Consider the following 20,226-nt stretch of genomic DNA (forward strand, 5'->3'; position numbering starts at 1 on the left):
ATATGGAGATGATAAAACATACTTCGATCTGATAGATAAACTCAAAATACAAAACGAATTAAATGTCAACCTAAGGTATATAAGGGATAATGAGGTTCAGCTATTCTTCTCAGCAGCAGATGTAAATATTCTCCCCTATAGATCAGCAACACAGAGTGGAATTCTTTCTATTGCCTATCATTTTGAATTACCCGTATTAGTAACTGATGTAGGTAGCTTAAAACAAGCCGTAGATTCTAGCAAGAGTGGGATGATTATTCCAAAAGCTGAAGCAGATATGATTGCTGAATCAGTAATTGAATTCTTTAATTTAGGTCAGGAAAAACACTTTATTTCGAATATTCAGGAATACAAGAAATCAAATTCCTGGAAAAATTTGGCCAAAAATATAATTGCTTTTATCAATGAACTCTAGTGGCTTATTACAAGAACTAAAATGTATTCAATAGAAAAAATCAAGATAATTCGATGAACACATACCCTTTCATATTGTCTCTTTTCCTACTCTTTGCATGTTCTCAGAAGCCTATTGAAAATTCGGTAGAGCAGCAACCCACAGGTGCTGAAGATAACAAAATCGTCAAAGTAGAACTTCAAACAATATTGGATTCTGCTCATGTTTCAGGCTCAATTTTAATTTATAATCAGAAAGATGATGAGTATTATTCCAATGATTTTGAATGGGCTCAAAAAGGCTTTTTACCAGCATCTACTTTCAAGATTTGCAACTCTATTATAGCACTTGAAACAGGAGTAGTTGAAAATGATAGCACCATGTTCATTTGGAATGGTGTAGAAAGGAATATGGATATTTGGGAACAGGATTTAATATTCAGAGATGCCTTTCATTTTTCATGCGTACCTTGTTATCAGGATATTGCCCGACAAATTGGGGTTGAACGAATGAACGAATATTTGAAAAAATTTGAATATGGAAACATGAAAGTTGACTCAAGTTCAATTGACCTTTTCTGGTTAGAAGGAGAATCCAAAATAAGTCAGTATCAACAAATTGATTTCCTTAAACGATTTTACAACAAAGAACTCCCTATTTCAGATCGCACTTTTACCATTATGAAAAGACTCATGCTGTTAGCCGAAAAAGAAGAATTCAAAATAAGTGGCAAAACGGGTTGGTCGATTCGTAATGGAAATAACAATGGTTGGTTTATTGGATATCTCGAAAAAGGAAGTGAAGTGTATTTTTTCGCCACCAACATAACACCTGATCAAGAATTTGATTTAAGTTTGTTCCCAGTAATCCGAAAAGATATTAGCATGAAGGCATTGCAACTACTTAAGATTATTGAATAGAGGTGTTTCCCTCAAAACATCAGCTACCCTTCAATATTTTTCTAACATTCCTTTATTACCTAATTTTATTTTTCAATTTTTGAGCTAATGAACCAAATCAAAGAAAAACTAAGCGGAAAAAACAAGGAACACATTCCAAACATTGCTTTCCGTATGATGACATCTATTATGCGAATAATGGATTTTTGGGGAAACAACTCAAACAAAAATTTCGAAACTCTTAACCTGAAGAAAGGACAAACCGTAATTGATTATGGCTGTGGTCCTGCCAGATATATCAGAAATACTTCTATTGCTGTTGGTGATTCAGGAAAAGTAATTGCTGTTGATATTCATCCGCTCGCCATCAAAACAGTTCAAGCTAAAATTGAAAAATACAATCTGAATAATGTTGAAGCAGTTTTAGCTAATGGATATAATACACCAATACAAAATGAAACTGCAGATGTTGTTTTAGCACTGGACATGTTTCACATGATTGAACAGCCAACTGAGCTTTTGCATGAATTTAGCCGGGTGTTAAAATCTGATGGAGTTGCTATTATTGAAGACGGACATCAAAAGCGATCTGAAACAATTCGAAAAATTGAAAAATCAAACATTTTCACAATCGTTCAGGAAAACAAATTTCATGTAAGATGCAAAAAGACGCAATCTGATAAATAGCCCTAGTTAATCGTAACTTGCAGCTATGATTCTACATATCATTTAATCCGATTGCAAATCGGACCTACAATTCTACAACTTCTCAATAAACTCAATAAGTAACTTAAAAGAAGCATTGTAACCCATCATGCTAACATTGGAAGGCACATTCCCTACTCTGGATTAAGTTTGCAACTTAATCCCATCCTAGTAAATCACTAGTAAATTTAATAAAAAAACAAATATATCAGAGGTCTAAGTTACAAAATTAGACCAGTAGAGGGGCATTTTTGAATTAGACAAATAATCGCATAACCCATGTTAATCGTAGCTTGCAGCTACGATTCATCATATTATAAATCTGAATGATATAGGAATTGGCTCATTTACAAACTTAAGCCAGAAGTGAAATAACTCAAAACAAGCACATTAAATGAAGCCTAAAAATCTAAAAAATCATTTTAATACATTTTTGTTGTATATACTACTCACTATTAGGTAATTGGCATAACTGTTGTCTAGTTTGATCACATCATTTACGACCTAAAACTAATTATGAATATCTACAACTTAGAGTATAAAAAACCAAATGGAGAAATTATTCAATTTTCTGATTTTGAGGGAAAACTAATTTTAATAGTTAATACAGCTACAAAATGCGGATTATCTCCACAATTTAAGGGTCTGGAAGAATTGCATAAAAAACACAAGAATAATGGGTTGGTCATTATTGGTTTCCCATCAAATCAGTTTCTAAATCAGGAACCTGAAACGAATGAAACAATGGAACAAAGTTGTAAAATAAATTTTGGTGTTTCTTTCCAGCTTACTGAAAAAGTTGATGTTAACGGTAAAAATACGCATCCTGTTTTCAAATATTTAAAGAATGAGCTCGGTAGTATATGGGGTGGAAAAATAAAATGGAACTTCACAAAATTCTTAATCGATAAAAATGGAAAACCATATAAGCGATATTCACCAACTACAAAACCAGATATAATTGATAAAGATATTATAAACCTATTATCACATTAATACTTTAATAAATACCAATACTTCATAAGATAGTGTTCCTTGTAGAATCGCAGCTTGCAGCTTTGATTCTACATATAATTTAATCCGATTGAAAATCAGATCTACAATTCTACAACTTTTCAATAAACTCAGTAAGTAACTTAAACGAAGCATTATACCCCATCATGCTAATATTGGAAGGCACATCCCCCGGATTGTGGTAATAGTATTCCTTGTCCTTCTCTCCCATCAGGTAAAAGAATAAAGCAGGAACACCTGCCGCATGAAAAAAATGATGATCACTAATGGCTGCTACGGGTCGAGACATCAAAGGCTCTACATATTGCTTCTTCGTATTTATTTGTTTTATTTTATTAAAATCACTGCTGTTTGCTTTGGTGTTAACCACCATCAAACCACCTTCACCAGATGACATCATATCCAGATTAATCATCATGCGAATATCCTTCAAAGGCACAGGGCTATTTTCAACAAAATACTTAGATCCAAGCAAGCCAGCCTCTTCCGCTCCAAAACCTACAAATATCATGGTATATTCTGGTTGATTGAAAACATCACTATAATGTTTAGCAATATCCAACATCATAGCTACTCCACTGGCATTGTCGTTTGCTCCAGGATAAAAAGTATTATTTCCAAGCCGGCCCAAATGATCGTAATGAGCTCCAACAAGAATATATTTGTCTTTATGCGTTTTACCTTCAATTTTTCCGATTACGTTTTGTGTTTTATAACTGTAGTAATATTTAGTTTCGTGAAGCACTTCTATCATTGCCGCTTTTTTTGGCAGCTTGTCCTTTTTAACAATATAGGTTGGGAATTTTTCAAATGTCTGACTTACGCCCCATGTCACTTCCGATGAAACTAATAGCATAATAGCATCTGCACGAATATCATTTTTCAATACCAACTGATAATATTCATTGTCTTTTTCTTTTGCAAACTCATCTATATCTATCACTACACAAACTGCGGTATAATCTTCACTTGAAAATGCGTCATAAGCATCTTCATCTTTGATATTTTTTTTGCTTAAATAATACAAATCCAACTCTTTGTCTGCAATGGGTCCTGATGATGGCTTTAAAGTAAAATCAACCCCAGCTTTGAGGTCAATTCCATCTATACGTAGCAGAACATTGGTCGGAAACGTATTTACTTTTATCTGAAATTCTTGTACAAAATTTCGAATGCGTTTTCCTGCCTGACTTCCAACACTTCCTTCAATTATATTGTAGGGAAGTAAATTATTACTCTTGAATTCATTTTCAATTAAATAGGCTGCATTTTTATCGCCCGCATTGATATAACCTCTTCCATGCATATCTTCTGCACATAGTTTATCGATAATCGACTTGGCGTATTCGAGATCTTGTGATTGTACAAAAAGCCAGAAAAAGGAGAGAATAAATAAGACCAAATATCGCTTCATGATGATTTTGATTTAAAAATATAGGAGAATAAAATGTATATAATCAGAATAAGAGGAATAGCAAGAAACAAAAGAAAAACGAACAAAATAATAGCTATGATGATCAATAAGTATTGGGGCATGTTTTCCTTGAAAGACAACGACTTAAACTTAAGTGACATCAATTTCATATCGGACAGCATCATCCATGATAAGCCAATTGTAACCAAAAGCAAAACCCATGGATTGAGCATAATTTTTTCAAGGTAGAATGTCTCGTAATTCAAAACATACAAATCGAAACGCATGATTAAGGGCAAGGAGGCTACGAAAAGAGCTGCTGCAGGAGTTGGCAATCCTGTAAAAACATTTTTTTGATCTTCATCAGTATTGAATTTCGCTAAACGCAAGGCGGCTGCAATAACAAATATAAACGCCAATAAGCTCACAATAGGAATTCCAGTAAAGTGTAACTTATAAACCCATGCCTGATGTGATTTAATTAAAAGAACATGTAAAATTGTTGCCGGTAAAATACCAAAGCTCACAATATCTGCAAGCGAGTCTAGTTGTTTTCCTAATTCACTTTGGGTTTTTAACAAACGTGCTGTAGTTCCATCTAGGAAATCAAAAATGGCAGCCCAGATTAAGAAAAATGCGCCCATTACAGGATCTCCATATAAAGTATTGACAATTCCTGTAAATCCTAAAAACAGATTTGTCAGTGTAAAAATGTTGGCTAAATTTTTGGTTAAAAACTTCATCATAAATAATTAATCATTCAAATTTAAAATATCTAATTAAAATCCGATGAAAGAATTGTGGAATCAGCGTTACGCTGAAGATGAATATATATACGGAACAGCTCCCAACATGCTTGTAAAGGAGTTTATTGACCAAGCAGAAGCAGGAAAAATTTTATTTGCTGCAGAAGGTGAAGGACGAAATGCAGTATATGCTGCTAAACATAATTGGCAGGTGGATGCTGTTGACTATAGCGAAGAAGGTAGAAAGAAAGCTCTGTTGTTAGCAAAACAAGAAAATGTAACAATCAATTACACTGTTTCTGATATCTTGAATTATGAATTAGAAGAAAATAAATATGATGCAATTGCGCTGATCTATTTTCATATGCCTCCAACAATCCGACAAGAAATCCATCAAAGAATGATTAATGCCCTAAAGCCAAAAGGCCATATACTATTAATGGCTTTTGATAAAAAGCAAATCAATAATGATAGTGGTGGACCTAAAAAAATAGAATTATTATACAACAAGGAATTAATTGAAGATGATTTTAAAGGTCTAAATTTTCTTAAATTTGAAGAGAAAGAATTGCATTTAGAAGAAGGAACATTTCATTCAGGAATTTCAGATAACATTCTTCTAATAGCACAAAAGCCATAAAAATGAAGCATGTTTTATTCATCATTATTCTGCTAAATTTTGTCCCTACTATTTCATGGACACAAACTGAAGTGAAAGATGAAAAAATGGATGAATTTGGAACCTTATTCCTTGTGGCTCTTCAAAGCAAAGACATCAATAAGATGCTTGAGCTTAAGCCCAGTCCCAAAATTTGGAGAGCAGCCTTGCCAAATGAAACTAAATCGCTGAGCGATGATCAGTTACTTAACGACATTAATAAAAGTGAAAAATTTGTAAGCGATTTCAACAATATCATTGAATCGGCTGAAAAAACAAAAATAAATCTTGATGAATTTGAATATATTGGTGCTTTATATGGTAAAATAGAAGCCGGGAAAATGATTGGTATTTCATTAAAATACTCCTATAAGCAAAATGAAATTAACATTCCAGTTTCGTTGCTTCGCCACGATTCAAAATTTTATCTGTCTGAAATATTATTAAGTTACGATATATTCTCTCGCAATAATTTGGGGAAATAAGGCAGATATTCTCCCATTCTTTACGATGGAAGATTTAAAATATTGAACTCTCTGGGCTTAATTCATTTTCTGATAATTAAAGGGATTCTAGAATGATTTATTGAAATAGCTTTGATTGATCCTAAAACACAAAACGCATGTATGAAATCGAAAAACTAGATAAAATAGCCATTACGGTTCATTCACATAAACTTCTTCGGGTACTATTAAATGAAAACCCGATACTCGAAGAAATTATGCGCGAATCAAAAAATGAGACAGAAGCATTGATTGGTGTTAAAAACTGGGTTATGAGTGAATTGGTTAAAAGCCCGGATGCACTTGCGTTTTACAAAGGAAAAACAAAAGGCAGGATTGCATATGAGAAGCTAAACTGGGAAGACTTTGCAGCGATTCGTATATTGGATTATGTTGATAATGCTGGACGAAGTTATGAGGACTTAAATCTCAAAGGAGAAAAAGCCGTTTCCAATCCTGTAAAATTAATTTGGCTAGCCGTAACAAAAGGAACAGGTGGAGCAAAACCCTATTTTTTCGATGACATGATTCAATTATTCAGGCAGCTTAGTGGTACAAGTAAAAGAGTAGTACCTTCATCTGAAAAGATTTTTGAATGGATAAATCGATGGCCTACAGGAACCGATCCTCGTATCATTAAGTTACGTGAAGAAAACAGAGATCGAATTATCAATATTTTCATAGACAAAATAGACAATGGGGAGATAAGCGATAGAAAATATTTTTTTGATGAAGGCAGTTCCAGAGAGCAGAAATACCTGAAGATGCTGGAATGGTGGGATGAAAAAAGCTTTCATCTAAGATTTGCAGTTCGGGAACCCGACATGCTGAACGAATTATTAGGTTCGTCTCTGGATCCTGATAGCATGAAAATCCTTTATGATGCAAAGAAACAAGGCATTCCTTTCTTTGTGAATCCATATTATCTTTCCCTATTGCATGTGAGAGTTCCTTATTTTGCCATTGGAGCTGATTTAGCCATTCGCCATTATATTATTTATAGTGAGCAATTAGTTAAAGAGTTCGGGGAAATTGTTGCCTGGGAAAAGGAAGATAAAGTAGAAAGTGGAAAACCAAATGCAGCAGGCTGGCTATTGCCGTCTCACAACAATATTCATAGGCGCTATCCTGAAGTAGCTATCTTGATTCCGGATACAGTAGGTCGTGCCTGTGGGGGGCTCTGTTCCTCCTGCCAGCGCATGTATGATTTCCAGCGTGGCAATTTGAATTTTAATCTGGATAAACTCAAACCAAAAGAAACATGGCCTGAGAAACTGAAACACTTGATGGCTTATTTTGAGAATGATTCGCAGCTAAGGGACATTTTAATAACTGGTGGAGATGCCTTGATGAGTTCCGATAAATCACTTAAAAGTTTATTGGACGAAATTTACAACATGGCCATTCGAAAAACAAAAGCCAATAAAAAGCGAAATGATGGTGAAAAATATGCGGAAATTCAGCGTGTTAGACTAGGCAGCCGACTACCTGTTTATTTACCTCAGCGTATTACATCCGAATTAACAAGCATCCTCAAAGAATTCAAAACCAAAGCCACTAAAATCGGGATAAAACAGTTTGTTATTCAAACTCATTTTGAATCGCCTATGGAAGTGACACCCGAATCAGTTAATGGAATTAGTAAATTGATTGAATCGGGCTGGACCATTACCAATCAACTCGTTTTTTCTACTGCTGCATCTCGAAGAGGGCATTCTTCAAAACTCCGAAAAGTATTAAACGACATTGGTGTATTAACTTATTACACTTTTTCAGTGAAGGGTTACATGGAGAACAACCACAATTTTGCTACCAACGAAAGAGCCGTTCAAGAACAATTAGAAGAAAAAATTGTTGGCAAAATTGACGAGAAATATTTCGATCTGATTAAAGAATTCCCACACCAGGCTGAAAATATGGTTACAAATATTAATAAAATTCGATTGGAAGCAAACTTGCCTTTTTTAGCTACTGACAGAAATGTTTTAAATCTTCCTGGAGTTGGTAAAAGCTTAACCTATCGCGTTATTGGGATTACTCGTTATGGTAGACGAATTCTTGAATTTGATCATGACCGAACCCGCTCTCATAGCCCAATTATTAATACCATGGGAAAAGTAGTTATAATAGAATCAAAATCAATATCCGAATATCTCGAACAGCTTGTGTTTTTAGGTGAACAAATTGAAGACTACGAAAATATTTACGGCTATTCAATAGGAGAAACAGAACCCAGAGTTCCTTTGTTTGAGTACCCTGCCTATAATTATAAATTAACCGAGGAATTCACTAATTTAGAAATTTAAGATGCTTGAGCCCATTCAACACTTCTATCAAAAAGAAGGATTTCAAATTGATAATATCAAAAACATTACGATTGGACAGAAATATGTTGCTGTTGAAATAATGAATGGTAATATTGGCGTTTGTGCAACACTAAATCATTCTGTTAAAACCGACTTTACTAATTTGGATTTGACCAACAATTCATACAGAATTGTACTTAACGCCTATTATAATGCACTATTGAATTATAATAATAACTATGAAGACTCATTCGATATCTTTGATAAAATAGACTTCCATCAGGCAGGTAATGTTGTCATGGTTGGTTATTTTAAATCCTTGGTTCAAAAGTTTGAAGAAGAAAATATTTCTTTGTCTATTTTTGATTTGTATGATGAATCGGATAAAATTGTGGCTATTGAGAAACAGCAAGAATACATAGCAAAGTCAGATACACTGATCCTAAGCTCCACCAGTATTTTCAATCAGACCTTCTTCGATTTGGTTAATTCAACACCTCCAAACTGCCATGTGTATTTGCTTGGGCCTTCTAGCCTGCTACATTCTGATATGTTTCACTACAAGAATATCAGTGTGCTATTCGGATCCATCTTTCAGAATAATAAAGACAAGCTTATTGATATCATCAAACAGGGAGAAGGAACACCTTCCTTCTCAAAATACATGCAAAAAGTATATTTGAAGAACTAAGAATTTATGGAAATCAGAAATTATATCCCATCAGATTATGAGCAGCTCCAATATTTATGGGAAGTAACCGGCATGGGAGGAAAATTTCGTGGAGATAACGAAGCAGTTATTGCCAAAACTATTAATGCCGGAGGAAAATTAATTGTTCTAATCCATGAAAACAAACTGATTGGAAGTAGTTGGATAACCAATGATGCCAGAAGACTTTATTTACATCATTTTGGAATTTCACCTGAATATCAGGGTAAAGGCTTATCAAAATTGCTACTAGATGAAAGTTTAAAATTCGCACGAGAAACGAAACTCCAAATTAAACTTGAAGTCCACAAAGACAGCGAAATAGCACTTAAAATTTACAAAAAAGCTGGATTTGGGTATCTGGGAGATTATGAAGTTCATATTATTCGGGAATACTAATTTATCTGCTTTAACGTCATCTATAACCAAAGACAGAATTGATCCTCTGATACAGGATTAAATTCTTGACTTAAGATAGCTTTTCAGACAAATAACTTGAGTTCATCTCCCTTTTGAAGTGGTTTATCCTGAATTCTTATCTTTGCTCTCATTTTTAAGCTTTGAGAAAATTCCTCTGGATATTATACCAACCCTACAAGTGGCTTATTTTTATTCCACTGGCACTAATTCTAACCCTATTATTTGGGTTTTTTACTGTTGCCGTCTATTATCTTAGTAATCCAAGAATTGCCAGTTATTTAGGTGGTGTAATTTGGGCTCGCGTTTTATGTATTATAACACCTATACGTTTAAGGAAAACAGGTAAAAAAAATATTCAAAAGAAACAATCCTATGTGATTGTGGCAAACCACAGCAGTAGTTTTGATATTTTGGTTTTATATGCTCGTTTAGGAGTTGATTTTAAATGGGTGATGAAACAAGAACTCAGAAAAGTACCGGGATTAGGTGTAGCATGTGAAAAACTGGGACATATTTTTATCGATCGCTCTAGTCCAAAAGCTGCTTTGGAAACCATTGCAAAAGCAAAATCTAGTATCAAAGACGGCACCTGTATCGTATTTTTTCCTGAAGGTACCCGAAATAAAAAAGGAGAACTGGCAGATTTCAAAAAAGGGGCTTTTAAAATGGCTTTCGATTTGAACCTACCCATTTTGCCTGTAAGTGTAAAAGGAACCAATAAAATCCATGAACCAGATACCCTAAACATTTTCCCGGGAACAGCTACCTTGATTTTCCACCCTCCAATTCATCTTGAAAATTACGCTTGGGAAAATGTTGATGAACTGATGAAACATGCAAGAGATGTGATAAGTTCTGGTTTGAGAGACTGAAACCTAAAAATTAGTTCTCAATGCATTTCTTGAAGCTCTATCCACTAAAGAGAATATTATTTAACTCATTGTCTTTCAAAGTAGATAAGGACAATTCGTATCAATTTCCTTTAGTGTCCCCTTCGGGAGACACTAAAGTTAAGAAAAGTTTAAAAGGCTAACCTACCTAAAGCTCATCCTTTCCCCTCATTGTCTCTCAAAGAGGATTATGAGTACACGATACAATTAACATTTCGTATCTTTGAATATGGCTGTCAGAACTCTTCAAACTGAAAATAATATAATATTCTTTTGCTCCTTTACCTGTTTGAATTGGATGAATTTGTTTAAAATATTGGACTTTTACTCTGAAATTTATAAATGGTTTGACAAGCTTAAAGAGAAAAAATGTGAAATTATTGGATATGTGATTATGCCTAATCATATGCACCTTCTACTTTTTATTCCTGAGTTTTTGTCAATCAATAAACTTATCGGAAATGGCAAAAGGTTCATGGCTTATGAAATAGTTAAACAACTAGAAAGATCAAAATACCAGAAAATACTATCAAGCATGGAAGCTGTGGTTACAAAACAGGAGAAAACCAGAGGGAAAAAGCACCGGGTTTTTCAACCTTCATTCGACTCAAAGCCTGTATATGAGGAAGGATTTCTAATTCAAAAACTGGATTACATCCATCATAATCCGGTATCTGGCAAATGGAATCTAGTAGACGATTTTACAGAGTATCAACACTCTAGCGCAGGTTTTTATGAACTTGGGAAGGAGGGAATATATCCAATAACACATTACAAAGACATATTAGGCTGATTTGGTCCTTTTCATTCAGTGTCCCCTTCGGGAGACACTAAAGTTAAAAAAAGGCTCCAACACACCTATAGCCCATCCGTTCCCCTCATTGTCTCTCAAAGAGGACAATGAGAATTCGATGCAATTTGTCTTTCAGTGTTCCTTTGTAGTTCTAAAGATGATTGAAAGGTTTCAACTCACCTATAACTTATTCCTCAATGCATTTCTTGAAGCTCTATCTACTAAAGAAAAAATTCGATCTATCTGATTTTTCTGATGCGACACTTTATGACCAGCGACTTTGATAATCTCTAAATCCAGCTTATCGTAAAACGTAAAAAATTCCTGATACAACTCAAAATTTTTCAGCCGAGTATTTTTCTTGGTGAAATAATCCATTTTCTCCAATCGTTCCCTCCTATCAATTAGGCTTAGTATATTTTGGGAATCTGTATAAATATAGAGTTTTTGTTCATTAAATGGTAGGTCAGCCAATGCCCAAATAAGTGTTTGCAATTCCAATTTTGTTGAAGAGGTTTGCTCAAATCGTTTTAATTGTACTCTGGATTTTAACACCTCCAAAGAAATTTCTAACACATCAATAAACAAATAAGCTCCATAGCCAATCTTTGATTGAACATGTACACTTCCATCCGTAAAAAGCATTTGTTTATTCATGAAATAATTGAGTTAAGTAAAATCAGTAACTAGATTTTTTCGTATGTATCATTCGGAATCCAACCAACCTTTCCATCAGCTAATTCCATTTTTGTCCACTCACCAACATGCTCTATTAAATCTACTTTTAAGCCTTCATGAATCAGGAACAAATCTGTACTCTTTTCATCAGGAGCACTTTTAACATAAACTGTTGGCTCAAAAATTATTGCATACCCACTATTCCTTTCCATGGATGATTTTTGAATACTGAACAATGTGGTGATGATAAAAACTAAAAGAAGGATGGAGAAAACAGGGATTAGAATTTTTTTAAGGAAAACAGACTGAAATACAACAATGAAAACAACGAATATCAATACTAGAACAAATAAAAAGATACTGATAATACTCCATTTTTTTGAGCTGAATAAAAAAAGTGTTGACTTCCATATTCGAACTAAGAAGAAATCAGGTACTACTTCTATTTTATCAGTAATATTCAGCTTAGCCAATTCTAAGTTATAGACAATTTCGCTCTGATTACCTCCATGCAATAATGCTTTTTCATAATACAAAATTGCACTTGTATAGTTCTCAAGTTTATAATTTGTGTTGGCCGTGTTGTAATACAAATTTGCCGATTCAATTCCCGAATTAACTAAGGAATCGTACACTTTTATTGCTTTGTGATATTCGTTTTGCCTATAAAGTTCATTGGCCTCTTCAAATATTTTTTTTATTTGAACAGAATCAGCAAGTGCTACTGTTGTAACAAAAACAGCAATAAGAATAATCAATATTTTCTGAATAATTCGATTCATTTTGCCAATTCTTTTTCAAGTTTTGTCAATAAAGCCAATGCACTCTGATAGGTTGAATCAAGATTGTCTGCACTGGAATCAGGTGCAAATCGCGCAAATTCGCATGCATCTAAAAGCTGAAATAAGTTAGTTACTAATTCCTTATCAACACTTCTTTCAAAAAAGATCTCATTTACCTTCTCACGAGATAATTCGGCTGATGAAAGCATAAGTTTATCTCCCAGATAACCATAAACAGCATTGGATATTTCTTCAAAAAAACCAACCTTATCATTTAATTGGAGCAACTTTTTGGCTGTCTTAAGTTTCTTATTTGAATAGGAGGATGCTTTCTTTTGCCTGAACAAACTCACATTGGTTCGAAGATGTTTAAATCGCTTATAGTAAAACAGCAAAAGCAGAAAGACAATTGCTGGAATTAGATAAAACAAATAGAATGTTAATGAACCAACAAACCTATTTGCAATGCTGCTGTATGAACCTAAATCTTGCTGTATGAAATGAATATCTTTCCCTCTTAATTCGATTTCTTTTTTGCTTAAACCAGTTGGTAAATCTCCAGCATAATTACCTTCTCCTTTTTCAACCTTTATTTTTATCTGCTCATTTTCTAAATTTTTATATTGAGCACTTTGAACATCAAAATATACAAATTTGATACTTGGCAATGTAAATGTTCCCGCTTTACGTGGCACCAATAAATACTCAAACGACTTAAAGCCTTTAAATCCATTACTGGTGAGTGATAAATTTTGTTTGATCTTCGGTTCATATGTTTCAATATCATCTGGCAAATCAAGATTAAAATCAGTTAACATATGAAGATTTCCTGTTCCTTGTACTTTTATGGTTAAAGTGATTGGATCATTGATTTTGGTAGCTGTTTTATCAGTAGAAACCTGAAATGTAAAACTTCCTGTTAGATCCTCATATTCTGCAGGAGCAGTTGGTAAACTGGAAACCTGAATATATACAGGAGAAGAATATACTTTTGCCCTCACTTTCTCAGCATATCTAATTTTTGGACCATAAAACATATACTCAGCCTGATTTCTAGCATCCCTGGTTTTCACTTCTTTAATGTCCAACTTCATAGTAGGAGCTTCCAGTTTAATTCGTCCGGTTTTTTGAGCAAAAAGCACCTTTTTTTCTAATACAATTACAAAATATTGAATTCCATCTAATACTTCGTTTTCAACTCTTAATTGTCCAATATCAATATTCTCAACCAAAAAGCCTTCATAAGTTGGCAGTTTATAATCAGAAATGTCAATAATTTCTTTCCTTGAATAAACCTTCTGTGTAACAGATATCGCTTGTCCTTTATAAATTTTTGATTGGCTGACCAACGTACTTGTAAAAACACTTTTGTCAGATCCTTGAGGACTTCCCTGAGTAGCAGAATTTGATCCCATATTCTCTTTGGAAACCTGTATGCTAATGCTTTTTGTCTTTAATGTTTTCCCATCAATTTTTACAGATGCAGGATCAATAGTTAGTTTGCCAACACTTGTTGGTTTAAGGGCAATTGTAAATTGATATTCATGAATGGCTACTCCATTAATTTCTGTAGTTGATTGGTATTGCTGTGGTTGAGATAGTACTTGAAAGCCGGTAAATGTTGGAAATTGAAGATCTGTAATTCTTTGAAAATTACCAGATACTTTAAAGGTCACATTAATATTTTGATGCTGACTTATCTGTTTTGAGCTCACCGAGGCGGTAAAACTTTGGGCAAATAAAGGCTTGGTTACCACCAAAGCGATCAATAGAAAAAGCAATATGTATATGCCTTTTTTTACCATTCCTTTTCAATTTTTACTTTCACTGGTTTGGCTTTTTGTTTGATGATTTTGGCTTGTACGTCCTTTTCATTTTGCTCTTGCGCTTTCAACAGTTTTTCTGCTTCCTTTTTAGTCATCTTTTGCTCATCAGGTTTGGGCTGTTGTTGCTTTTCTTTATCCTCCCCTTTCTTATCATCTTTTTCTTGTTGTTGCTGATCCTTTTTTTGTTCGTCTTTTTTATCCTTATTCTCTTCTTTTTGGTCTTGTTTTTCCTGATCTTCTTTTTTATCCTGATCCTGATTTTGTTGATTATTTTGCCCCTCTCCCTTCGGTTTATTCTTCAGTGCATAGGACAGGTTATACTTCGATTCCATATCAGTAGGGTCTACTTTAAGCGCCTCTTTATAAGCTTCTATACTCTGATCAAGATATTGGCTTTTCTTCTGCATTTCTTCCTGATTAGAGCTTTCCTTTATGCTTTTAAAAGCTTCCAGATTCGAATTTCCTAAATTATAATATGCCCGATTTTTCAAATGATTGTCATCTGTTGTATTTGCCGAAATCGTGAATTGAGTTATGGCTTCATCATAGCGCCCTTGTTCAAAATAAGAATCTCCTAAGTTAAAGCTAGCTTGTTCATGTTTTTGATCTATTTCGAGGGCTTTTTTATAATTTGCTTCCGCATCAGTGAATTGATTCTTTGTATATAGCTTGTTTCCTTTCCGTGTCATTTTATGCTCATTCTGACCAAAAGACAACACAGTGATTGCACTCAAAAGTATAGTGAGGATTAGTTTATTCATTTTTAGTAAGCTTTAGACTTTTAAAACTAAATGTCAACTTGCTTTTCCTTTCAAAAATAAAGAAATCGATGATTAATAATAGCAAAGCCAAGGCAAGAAAAATTTGAAACTGACTTTTATAATCTGTTATAACTTTGGCATCAAACTCTTTTTCTTCCTGCCTATTAATGGTTTTAATCAACTCTCTTAAATCATCACCTGAATTGGTAATACGATAATACTCGCCATCACCAAAAGCGGCAATTTCCTGAAGCATGCTTTCGTTTAACTTGCTTAAAATAATACTGTTTTGCTTATCTCTTTGATAATCAACCTGTCGATTGTTGTAATAAATAGGAACCGGAGCCCCTTTTAACGTACCTATCCCAACCGTGTGTATGACTATTCCTTCTTTCTCTGCAGCTTTTGCTGATTCATAGGCATCTCCTTCATGATTTTCTCCATCAGAAATAATCAATAATGTGCTGTGTTTTTTATCACCTGCTTCGAACATTTCCACCGAAAGGTCAATCGCATCTCCTATGGCAGTTCCTTGTGTTGGTAAAAGAGACGTATTCAAATTTGACAAAAGTAGTTTTGCAGCAGAATGATCGATGGTCATAGGCATTTGAACATAGGCATTGCCAGCAAAAACCAGAATACCAATCCGATCGCCCTCCAGTTTATCAATTAATCTATAAATAAACTGTTTTGATCTTTCCAAACGATTAGGCGTAATATCTTCAGCCAGCATACTTTTCGAAAGATCCAAAGCAATTACTAAATCTATTCCTTTGCGTTTAACCTTTTCGACTTTTGAACCAAACTGAAGATTGGCCATAGCAATAATCAGTGATGCTAATGCCAGTGAAAATAAGATAAACTTGATCTGATATTTATACAATGGCTTATTCCGAATCAATTTGAGAATTAACTTTTCATCTCCAATGGATCGTAATACTTTTTTTGCCCAACGCATTTTAGCTAAAAAAACAAATAGCAAAATTAGCAAAGCAAATAGTGCAAATAATATATCAATATGTTCGAATCGCACCAAATCCATTAGGGGAAACTTTTTAATAATGTATTTCGTAAAAACAATTCAATAAATAATAAAACAGAGGCTATTAAAACAAAAAGCAAATATTTATCATTAAAACGTTTATAGGCTTCTATCTCAATTTTTGTTTTCTCCAATTTATTAATTTCTTCGTAAATCTCTTTCAATTTACTATTGCTGGTAGCTCTAAAATAGGCCCCATTCGTTAATCCGGCTATGTCTTTCAATAAGTCCTCATCTATCCTCACTTCTACATCCTGATAACGAATACCGATGGGTGTTTGCACAGGATAGGGTGCTGTACCAATCGTCCCTACACCTATCGTATAAATACGGACACCAAATGTTTGGGCAATTTCGACAGCTGTCATGGGATAAATAAATCCTGCATTATTTTCACCATCTGTTAATAGAATAACTATTTTGCTTTTACTATCACTATCCTTCAATCGATCAATGGCCGTAGAAAGTCCCAAGCCAATTGCTGTACCATCTTCAATAATGCCACTTTCGATTTCACCAATCAAGTTGGACAAAACTTTATGATCGCGTGTTATGGGGCATTGAGTAAAACTTTCTCCAGCAAAAACAACTAAGCCAATTCGATCATTAACTCGACCTTCTACAAACTCTTGTGATATTTTCTTTGCAGCATCCAACCGATTGGGCTTGAAATCCATGGCCAACATACTGGATGAAATATCAAGGGCAACTACGATATCAATACCTTCGGTGGTTACATTTTTTTTGTCAAATGACTTTTGAGGACGAGCAAGTGCGATAATGATTAAGCCTATAGCCAAAACACGAAGAGCAAAAAGAGCATGCCGAAAGCGAGCTTTCCATGGTCGTTTTATTGCCAGAATAGGTTTTAAAGTTGATAGCGTATGGTCTGGCAATCTGCTCTTATATTTCCAGACATACCAAAATACCAACAATGGTATTAGTAGTAAGAACCAAAAAAACCAAGGATCCTCAAATTTATAGTCACCTAGATTCATCTGAACTTTCGTTTTTTATTGTTTATTAATTTGTCATTTTTGTCAGCAATATTTTTGCCATCAGAATTCAATTTGAATAATTGATAGAAAAAATGCTTCTAATGAGAGAACCATTGCTGAATCACATCGTTGAATACGGAAAATATGATCAAAGCAAATACAATTATCATCCCGATAGTTTGAATCACCTCCATGGTTTTCTGACCTATTTGCCTTCCGGAAATCATTTCAATAAATATCATAATCACATGGCCTCCATCCAGTGCTGGTATGGGCAGCAAGTTCATAAATGCCAAAATAAGTGATAACAAGGCAGTAATCGTCCAGAAATTCAACCAAATCCAGTCTCCTCCATAAATAGTAGCTATGCCAACAGGACCTTTTATGGCTTTCCTTACATCAACATCACCACTAAACAGTTTGATAAAACCTAGTGTGTTTTCTTTTAGCATAAACCAGGCTTTCTTATTACCAACTCTGAATGATTCAAAAAATCCATAGGTAATTATTTCCTTTTGAACATCTAAAGAAGCTTCGAAACCAATTCTTCCCTTTTTATCAGTTTTAATACCACTAAGTAAAATAGTGTCTGTTCCACCCCTCAGAATTGTCAAATTAACGTCCTTTAGTTTACTCAATTTATGAGTAAAGTCTTGAAAATATAGAACCTTCTCATCATTAATTGAAAGAATAATATCGTCATTCATCAAACCTGCTTTTTCGGCACTGCTTCTTTTCATTACCTTTTTTACATGAAAAGGATAGCTTTGCATCATAAAGCTATCAACCGTTTTATCGGTTACAGCATTCAAGAAGTTATCGGGAGTTTTTATTGTCTTTAGTTCGCCATTTCTTTGAACAACAATCTCAATGTTATTAGAAAGCAAAATATTGTAACTATATAAATCTCTGAATTTTTTAAGATCAGTATATTTAATACCATTTACACTGATTAAAGTATCACCAGTTTGTAAACCCACTTCCTGTCCATAATCAAGAGCAACAATAGCTGGATCATTTTTGTCAATTGGGATAAAAGTATCACCATAATTATAAGATATAAGGGAAAACATTATAATACCAAGTACCAGATTCATAAATACACCTGCCACCATAACAATCAGTCGTTGCCATTTGGGTTTGGCTCTGAACTCCCAAGGTTCTGGGGGCTTAGCCAATTGCTCCCTGTCCATTGATTCATCAATCATTCCGGCAATTTTCACATAACCACCTAATGGGAACCATCCTATTCCATACTCGGTTTCGCCTCTTTTAAAACTGAACAATTTTACTTTTCCAAAATCAAAGAAAATATAAAATTTATCGACCTTCATTCCAAAGGCTTTGGCGGCCAGAAAATGGCCCAGCTCATGAATAGCAACAAGAATTGACAAGCCCAAAAGCAATTGTCCGATCATGATCAATGTCTGCATATTAGTAAATTAGTGATTTAGCAAATTGTCTAGTTTCTTTATCTGTATCCTCCAAATCATTATAGTTTGGATCTTCCATGTAATTGATTGAATTCAAACATTTTTCATTAATCCGAAATATGTCGTTAAACTTAATCTCTTCTGTAAGAAAGGCTTGTACAGCAATTTCGTTGCCAGCATTAAGTATAGCAGGTAAATTACCACCCTTCTCGGCAGCATGGTATGAAAGCCTTAAGTTAGGGAATGCCAAAAGGTCAGTATCTTCAAATGTCAATGATCCAATTTTCAGTAAATCCACTCGTGAAAAATCAGATTTTATTCGATTAGGAAAAGAAAAAGCGTATTGAATTGGAATTCGCATATCATGTGTAGCCAGCTGTGCTTTTACCGATCCATCTTCAAAATAAACCATCGATTGAACAATGGATTCAGGATGAATTAATAATTCGATTTGCGAAAAATTTAGATTGTAAAGCCAGCATGCTTCAATAATTTCAAAACCTTTATTGATAAGTGTAGCCGAATCAATGGTGATTTTATTACCCATTTTCCAATGTGGATTGGATAAAGCAGTGCTTTTGCTAATTCCTGCAAGCTCCTCAACACTTTTACCTTTTAAAGGACCACCAGAAGAGGTCAGAACTATTTTTTCTATAGGATTGGAATATTCTCCCATGATGCACTGAAAAACAGCCGAATGTTCTGCATCAACAGGTATTATACTTCCTCCCTTTTCATTATATAACTTGGCAACCTGACTTCCGGCAACCACCATGGATTCTTTATTAGCTAATGCCAATGTTTTTCCATATTGTAAACTTTTTAGTGTAGGTTTTATCCCTGAAAATCCACTGATGGCATTAAAAACAATATCAATTCCTTCTAATTCCAATGCTTGTAGCATTGATTTATAACCATAAAAGCACTTTATTCCTTGAAGATATAGCAATTCAGATAACTCCTCTTGCCTTAATTCATCCATATGAACAACCATATTTGGCTTGAATTTCAAAGCCTGCTGAATTAATAAGTCGGTGTTGAAAGAAGCATACAGAAGCTCGATAAAGAAGTGATCAGGATTTAAACTGATAACTTCCATCGATTGTTTTCCTAAGGATCCGGTAGACCCGAGTATTGCTATGCCTTTTTTATTTGCCATGTAAATAAGCCTAATTTTGGAAGGGGCAAAGTTATGCAATATTGAGTGGTTTAAACCTTAATCCAAGGCATTTATTATGGCAAATTATCAGCTGTG

The 20,226-nt window shown here is 34.1% G+C and carries 21 protein-coding genes; 11 read left to right on the forward strand and 10 right to left on the reverse strand.

Going from position 1 to position 20,226, the window contains the following annotated elements; genetic code table 11:
- From HOG71_11675 to HOG71_11690, 4 genes are all read left to right on the forward strand, one after another.
- Positions 1 to 415 (forward strand): glycosyltransferase (locus HOG71_11675; GenBank protein ID MBT5991499.1); only part of this gene is annotated, 415 nt, incomplete at its 5' end.
- A gap of 53 nt (positions 416 to 468) precedes the next feature.
- A complete protein-coding gene (blaOXA, locus tag HOG71_11680) occupies positions 469 to 1,314 on the forward strand; it encodes a class D beta-lactamase (GenBank protein MBT5991500.1) in 846 nt (281 codons plus the stop codon).
- A gap of 87 nt (positions 1,315 to 1,401) precedes the next feature.
- Positions 1,402 to 1,980, forward strand: a complete 579-nt coding sequence (locus HOG71_11685; GenBank protein MBT5991501.1) for a methyltransferase domain-containing protein — start codon at positions 1,402 to 1,404, stop codon at positions 1,978 to 1,980.
- 534 nt (positions 1,981 to 2,514) lie between these two features.
- Positions 2,515 to 2,994, forward strand: a complete 480-nt coding sequence (locus HOG71_11690) for a glutathione peroxidase (protein ID MBT5991502.1) — start codon at positions 2,515 to 2,517, stop codon at positions 2,992 to 2,994.
- Between the two features lie 109 nt (positions 2,995 to 3,103).
- On the opposite strand, the gene HOG71_11695 is transcribed toward HOG71_11690, so the two are convergent.
- Together HOG71_11695 and HOG71_11700 are read right to left on the reverse strand one after the other, a co-directional pair.
- On the reverse strand, positions 3,104 to 4,426 hold the full coding sequence (locus HOG71_11695; protein MBT5991503.1) for a M20/M25/M40 family metallo-hydrolase: 1,323 nt from the start codon (positions 4,424 to 4,426) through the stop codon (positions 3,104 to 3,106).
- A complete protein-coding gene (locus HOG71_11700) occupies positions 4,423 to 5,169 on the reverse strand; it encodes a hypothetical protein (protein MBT5991504.1) in 747 nt (248 codons plus the stop codon). The genes HOG71_11695 and HOG71_11700 overlap by 4 nt, the downstream gene beginning before the upstream one ends.
- Positions 5,170 to 5,215: 46 nt before the next feature.
- Here HOG71_11700 and HOG71_11705 point away from each other — a divergent pair, with 46 nt between their 5' ends.
- From HOG71_11705 to HOG71_11735, 7 genes are all read left to right on the forward strand, one after another.
- Positions 5,216 to 5,812: a class I SAM-dependent methyltransferase gene (locus HOG71_11705; GenBank protein ID MBT5991505.1), complete on the forward strand. Its 597-nt coding sequence runs from the start codon at positions 5,216 to 5,218 to the stop codon at positions 5,810 to 5,812.
- Positions 5,813 to 5,814: 2 nt separating this feature from the next.
- Positions 5,815 to 6,315, forward strand: a complete 501-nt coding sequence (locus HOG71_11710; GenBank protein ID MBT5991506.1) for a hypothetical protein — start codon at positions 5,815 to 5,817, stop codon at positions 6,313 to 6,315.
- A 137-nt stretch (positions 6,316 to 6,452) separates the two neighbouring features.
- On the forward strand, positions 6,453 to 8,639 hold the full coding sequence (locus HOG71_11715; protein ID MBT5991507.1) for a KamA family protein: 2,187 nt from the start codon (positions 6,453 to 6,455) through the stop codon (positions 8,637 to 8,639).
- A gap of 1 nt (position 8,640) precedes the next feature.
- Positions 8,641 to 9,330, forward strand: a complete 690-nt coding sequence (locus HOG71_11720) for a hypothetical protein (protein MBT5991508.1) — start codon at positions 8,641 to 8,643, stop codon at positions 9,328 to 9,330.
- 6 nt (positions 9,331 to 9,336) lie between these two features.
- Positions 9,337 to 9,747 (forward strand): GNAT family N-acetyltransferase, encoded by a 411-nt coding sequence (locus tag HOG71_11725; GenBank protein MBT5991509.1) that lies wholly within the window; start codon positions 9,337 to 9,339, stop codon positions 9,745 to 9,747.
- Positions 9,748 to 9,908: 161 nt separating this feature from the next.
- Complete coding sequence (locus HOG71_11730) at positions 9,909 to 10,640, forward strand: 1-acyl-sn-glycerol-3-phosphate acyltransferase (protein MBT5991510.1); 732 nt, start codon at positions 9,909 to 9,911, stop codon at positions 10,638 to 10,640.
- Between the two features lie 322 nt (positions 10,641 to 10,962).
- Positions 10,963 to 11,451 carry a hypothetical protein gene (locus HOG71_11735; GenBank protein MBT5991511.1) on the forward strand — a complete coding sequence of 163 codons (489 nt, stop codon included), beginning with the start codon at positions 10,963 to 10,965 and terminating at the stop codon, positions 11,449 to 11,451.
- 180 nt (positions 11,452 to 11,631) lie between these two features.
- On the opposite strand, the gene HOG71_11740 is transcribed toward HOG71_11735, so the two are convergent.
- From HOG71_11740 to HOG71_11775, 8 genes are all read right to left on the reverse strand, one after another.
- On the reverse strand, positions 11,632 to 12,108 hold the full coding sequence (locus tag HOG71_11740; GenBank protein MBT5991512.1) for a ribonuclease H: 477 nt from the start codon (positions 12,106 to 12,108) through the stop codon (positions 11,632 to 11,634).
- 29 nt (positions 12,109 to 12,137) lie between these two features.
- Positions 12,138 to 12,911, reverse strand: coding sequence for a hypothetical protein (locus tag HOG71_11745; GenBank protein ID MBT5991513.1), 774 nt, complete (start codon positions 12,909 to 12,911; stop codon positions 12,138 to 12,140).
- A complete protein-coding gene (locus HOG71_11750; protein MBT5991514.1) occupies positions 12,908 to 14,716 on the reverse strand; it encodes a protein BatD in 1,809 nt (602 codons plus the stop codon). Before HOG71_11750 ends, HOG71_11745 begins: the two co-directional genes overlap by 4 nt.
- The gene (locus HOG71_11755) at positions 14,710 to 15,498 is read right to left on the reverse strand and encodes a tetratricopeptide repeat protein (GenBank protein ID MBT5991515.1); all 789 of its coding nucleotides are present in this window, start codon (positions 15,496 to 15,498) and stop codon (positions 14,710 to 14,712) included. The genes HOG71_11750 and HOG71_11755 overlap by 7 nt, the downstream gene beginning before the upstream one ends.
- Positions 15,491 to 16,540: a VWA domain-containing protein gene (locus HOG71_11760; GenBank protein ID MBT5991516.1), complete on the reverse strand. Its 1,050-nt coding sequence runs from the start codon at positions 16,538 to 16,540 to the stop codon at positions 15,491 to 15,493. Before HOG71_11760 ends, HOG71_11755 begins: the two co-directional genes overlap by 8 nt.
- Positions 16,540 to 17,538 (reverse strand): VWA domain-containing protein, encoded by a 999-nt coding sequence (locus HOG71_11765; protein MBT5991517.1) that lies wholly within the window; start codon positions 17,536 to 17,538, stop codon positions 16,540 to 16,542. Before HOG71_11765 ends, HOG71_11760 begins: the two co-directional genes overlap by 1 nt.
- Positions 17,539 to 17,636: 98 nt before the next feature.
- Positions 17,637 to 18,971, reverse strand: coding sequence for an RIP metalloprotease RseP (gene rseP / locus HOG71_11770; GenBank protein MBT5991518.1), 1,335 nt, complete (start codon positions 18,969 to 18,971; stop codon positions 17,637 to 17,639).
- A gap of 1 nt (position 18,972) precedes the next feature.
- Positions 18,973 to 20,130, reverse strand: coding sequence for a 1-deoxy-D-xylulose-5-phosphate reductoisomerase (locus HOG71_11775; GenBank protein ID MBT5991519.1), 1,158 nt, complete (start codon positions 20,128 to 20,130; stop codon positions 18,973 to 18,975).
- Positions 20,131 to 20,226 lie beyond the last annotated feature (96 nt).

The organism is Bacteroidota bacterium, from assembly GCA_018698135.1.
Lineage (GTDB): Bacteria > Bacteroidota > Bacteroidia > CAILMK01 > JAAYUY01 > JABINZ01.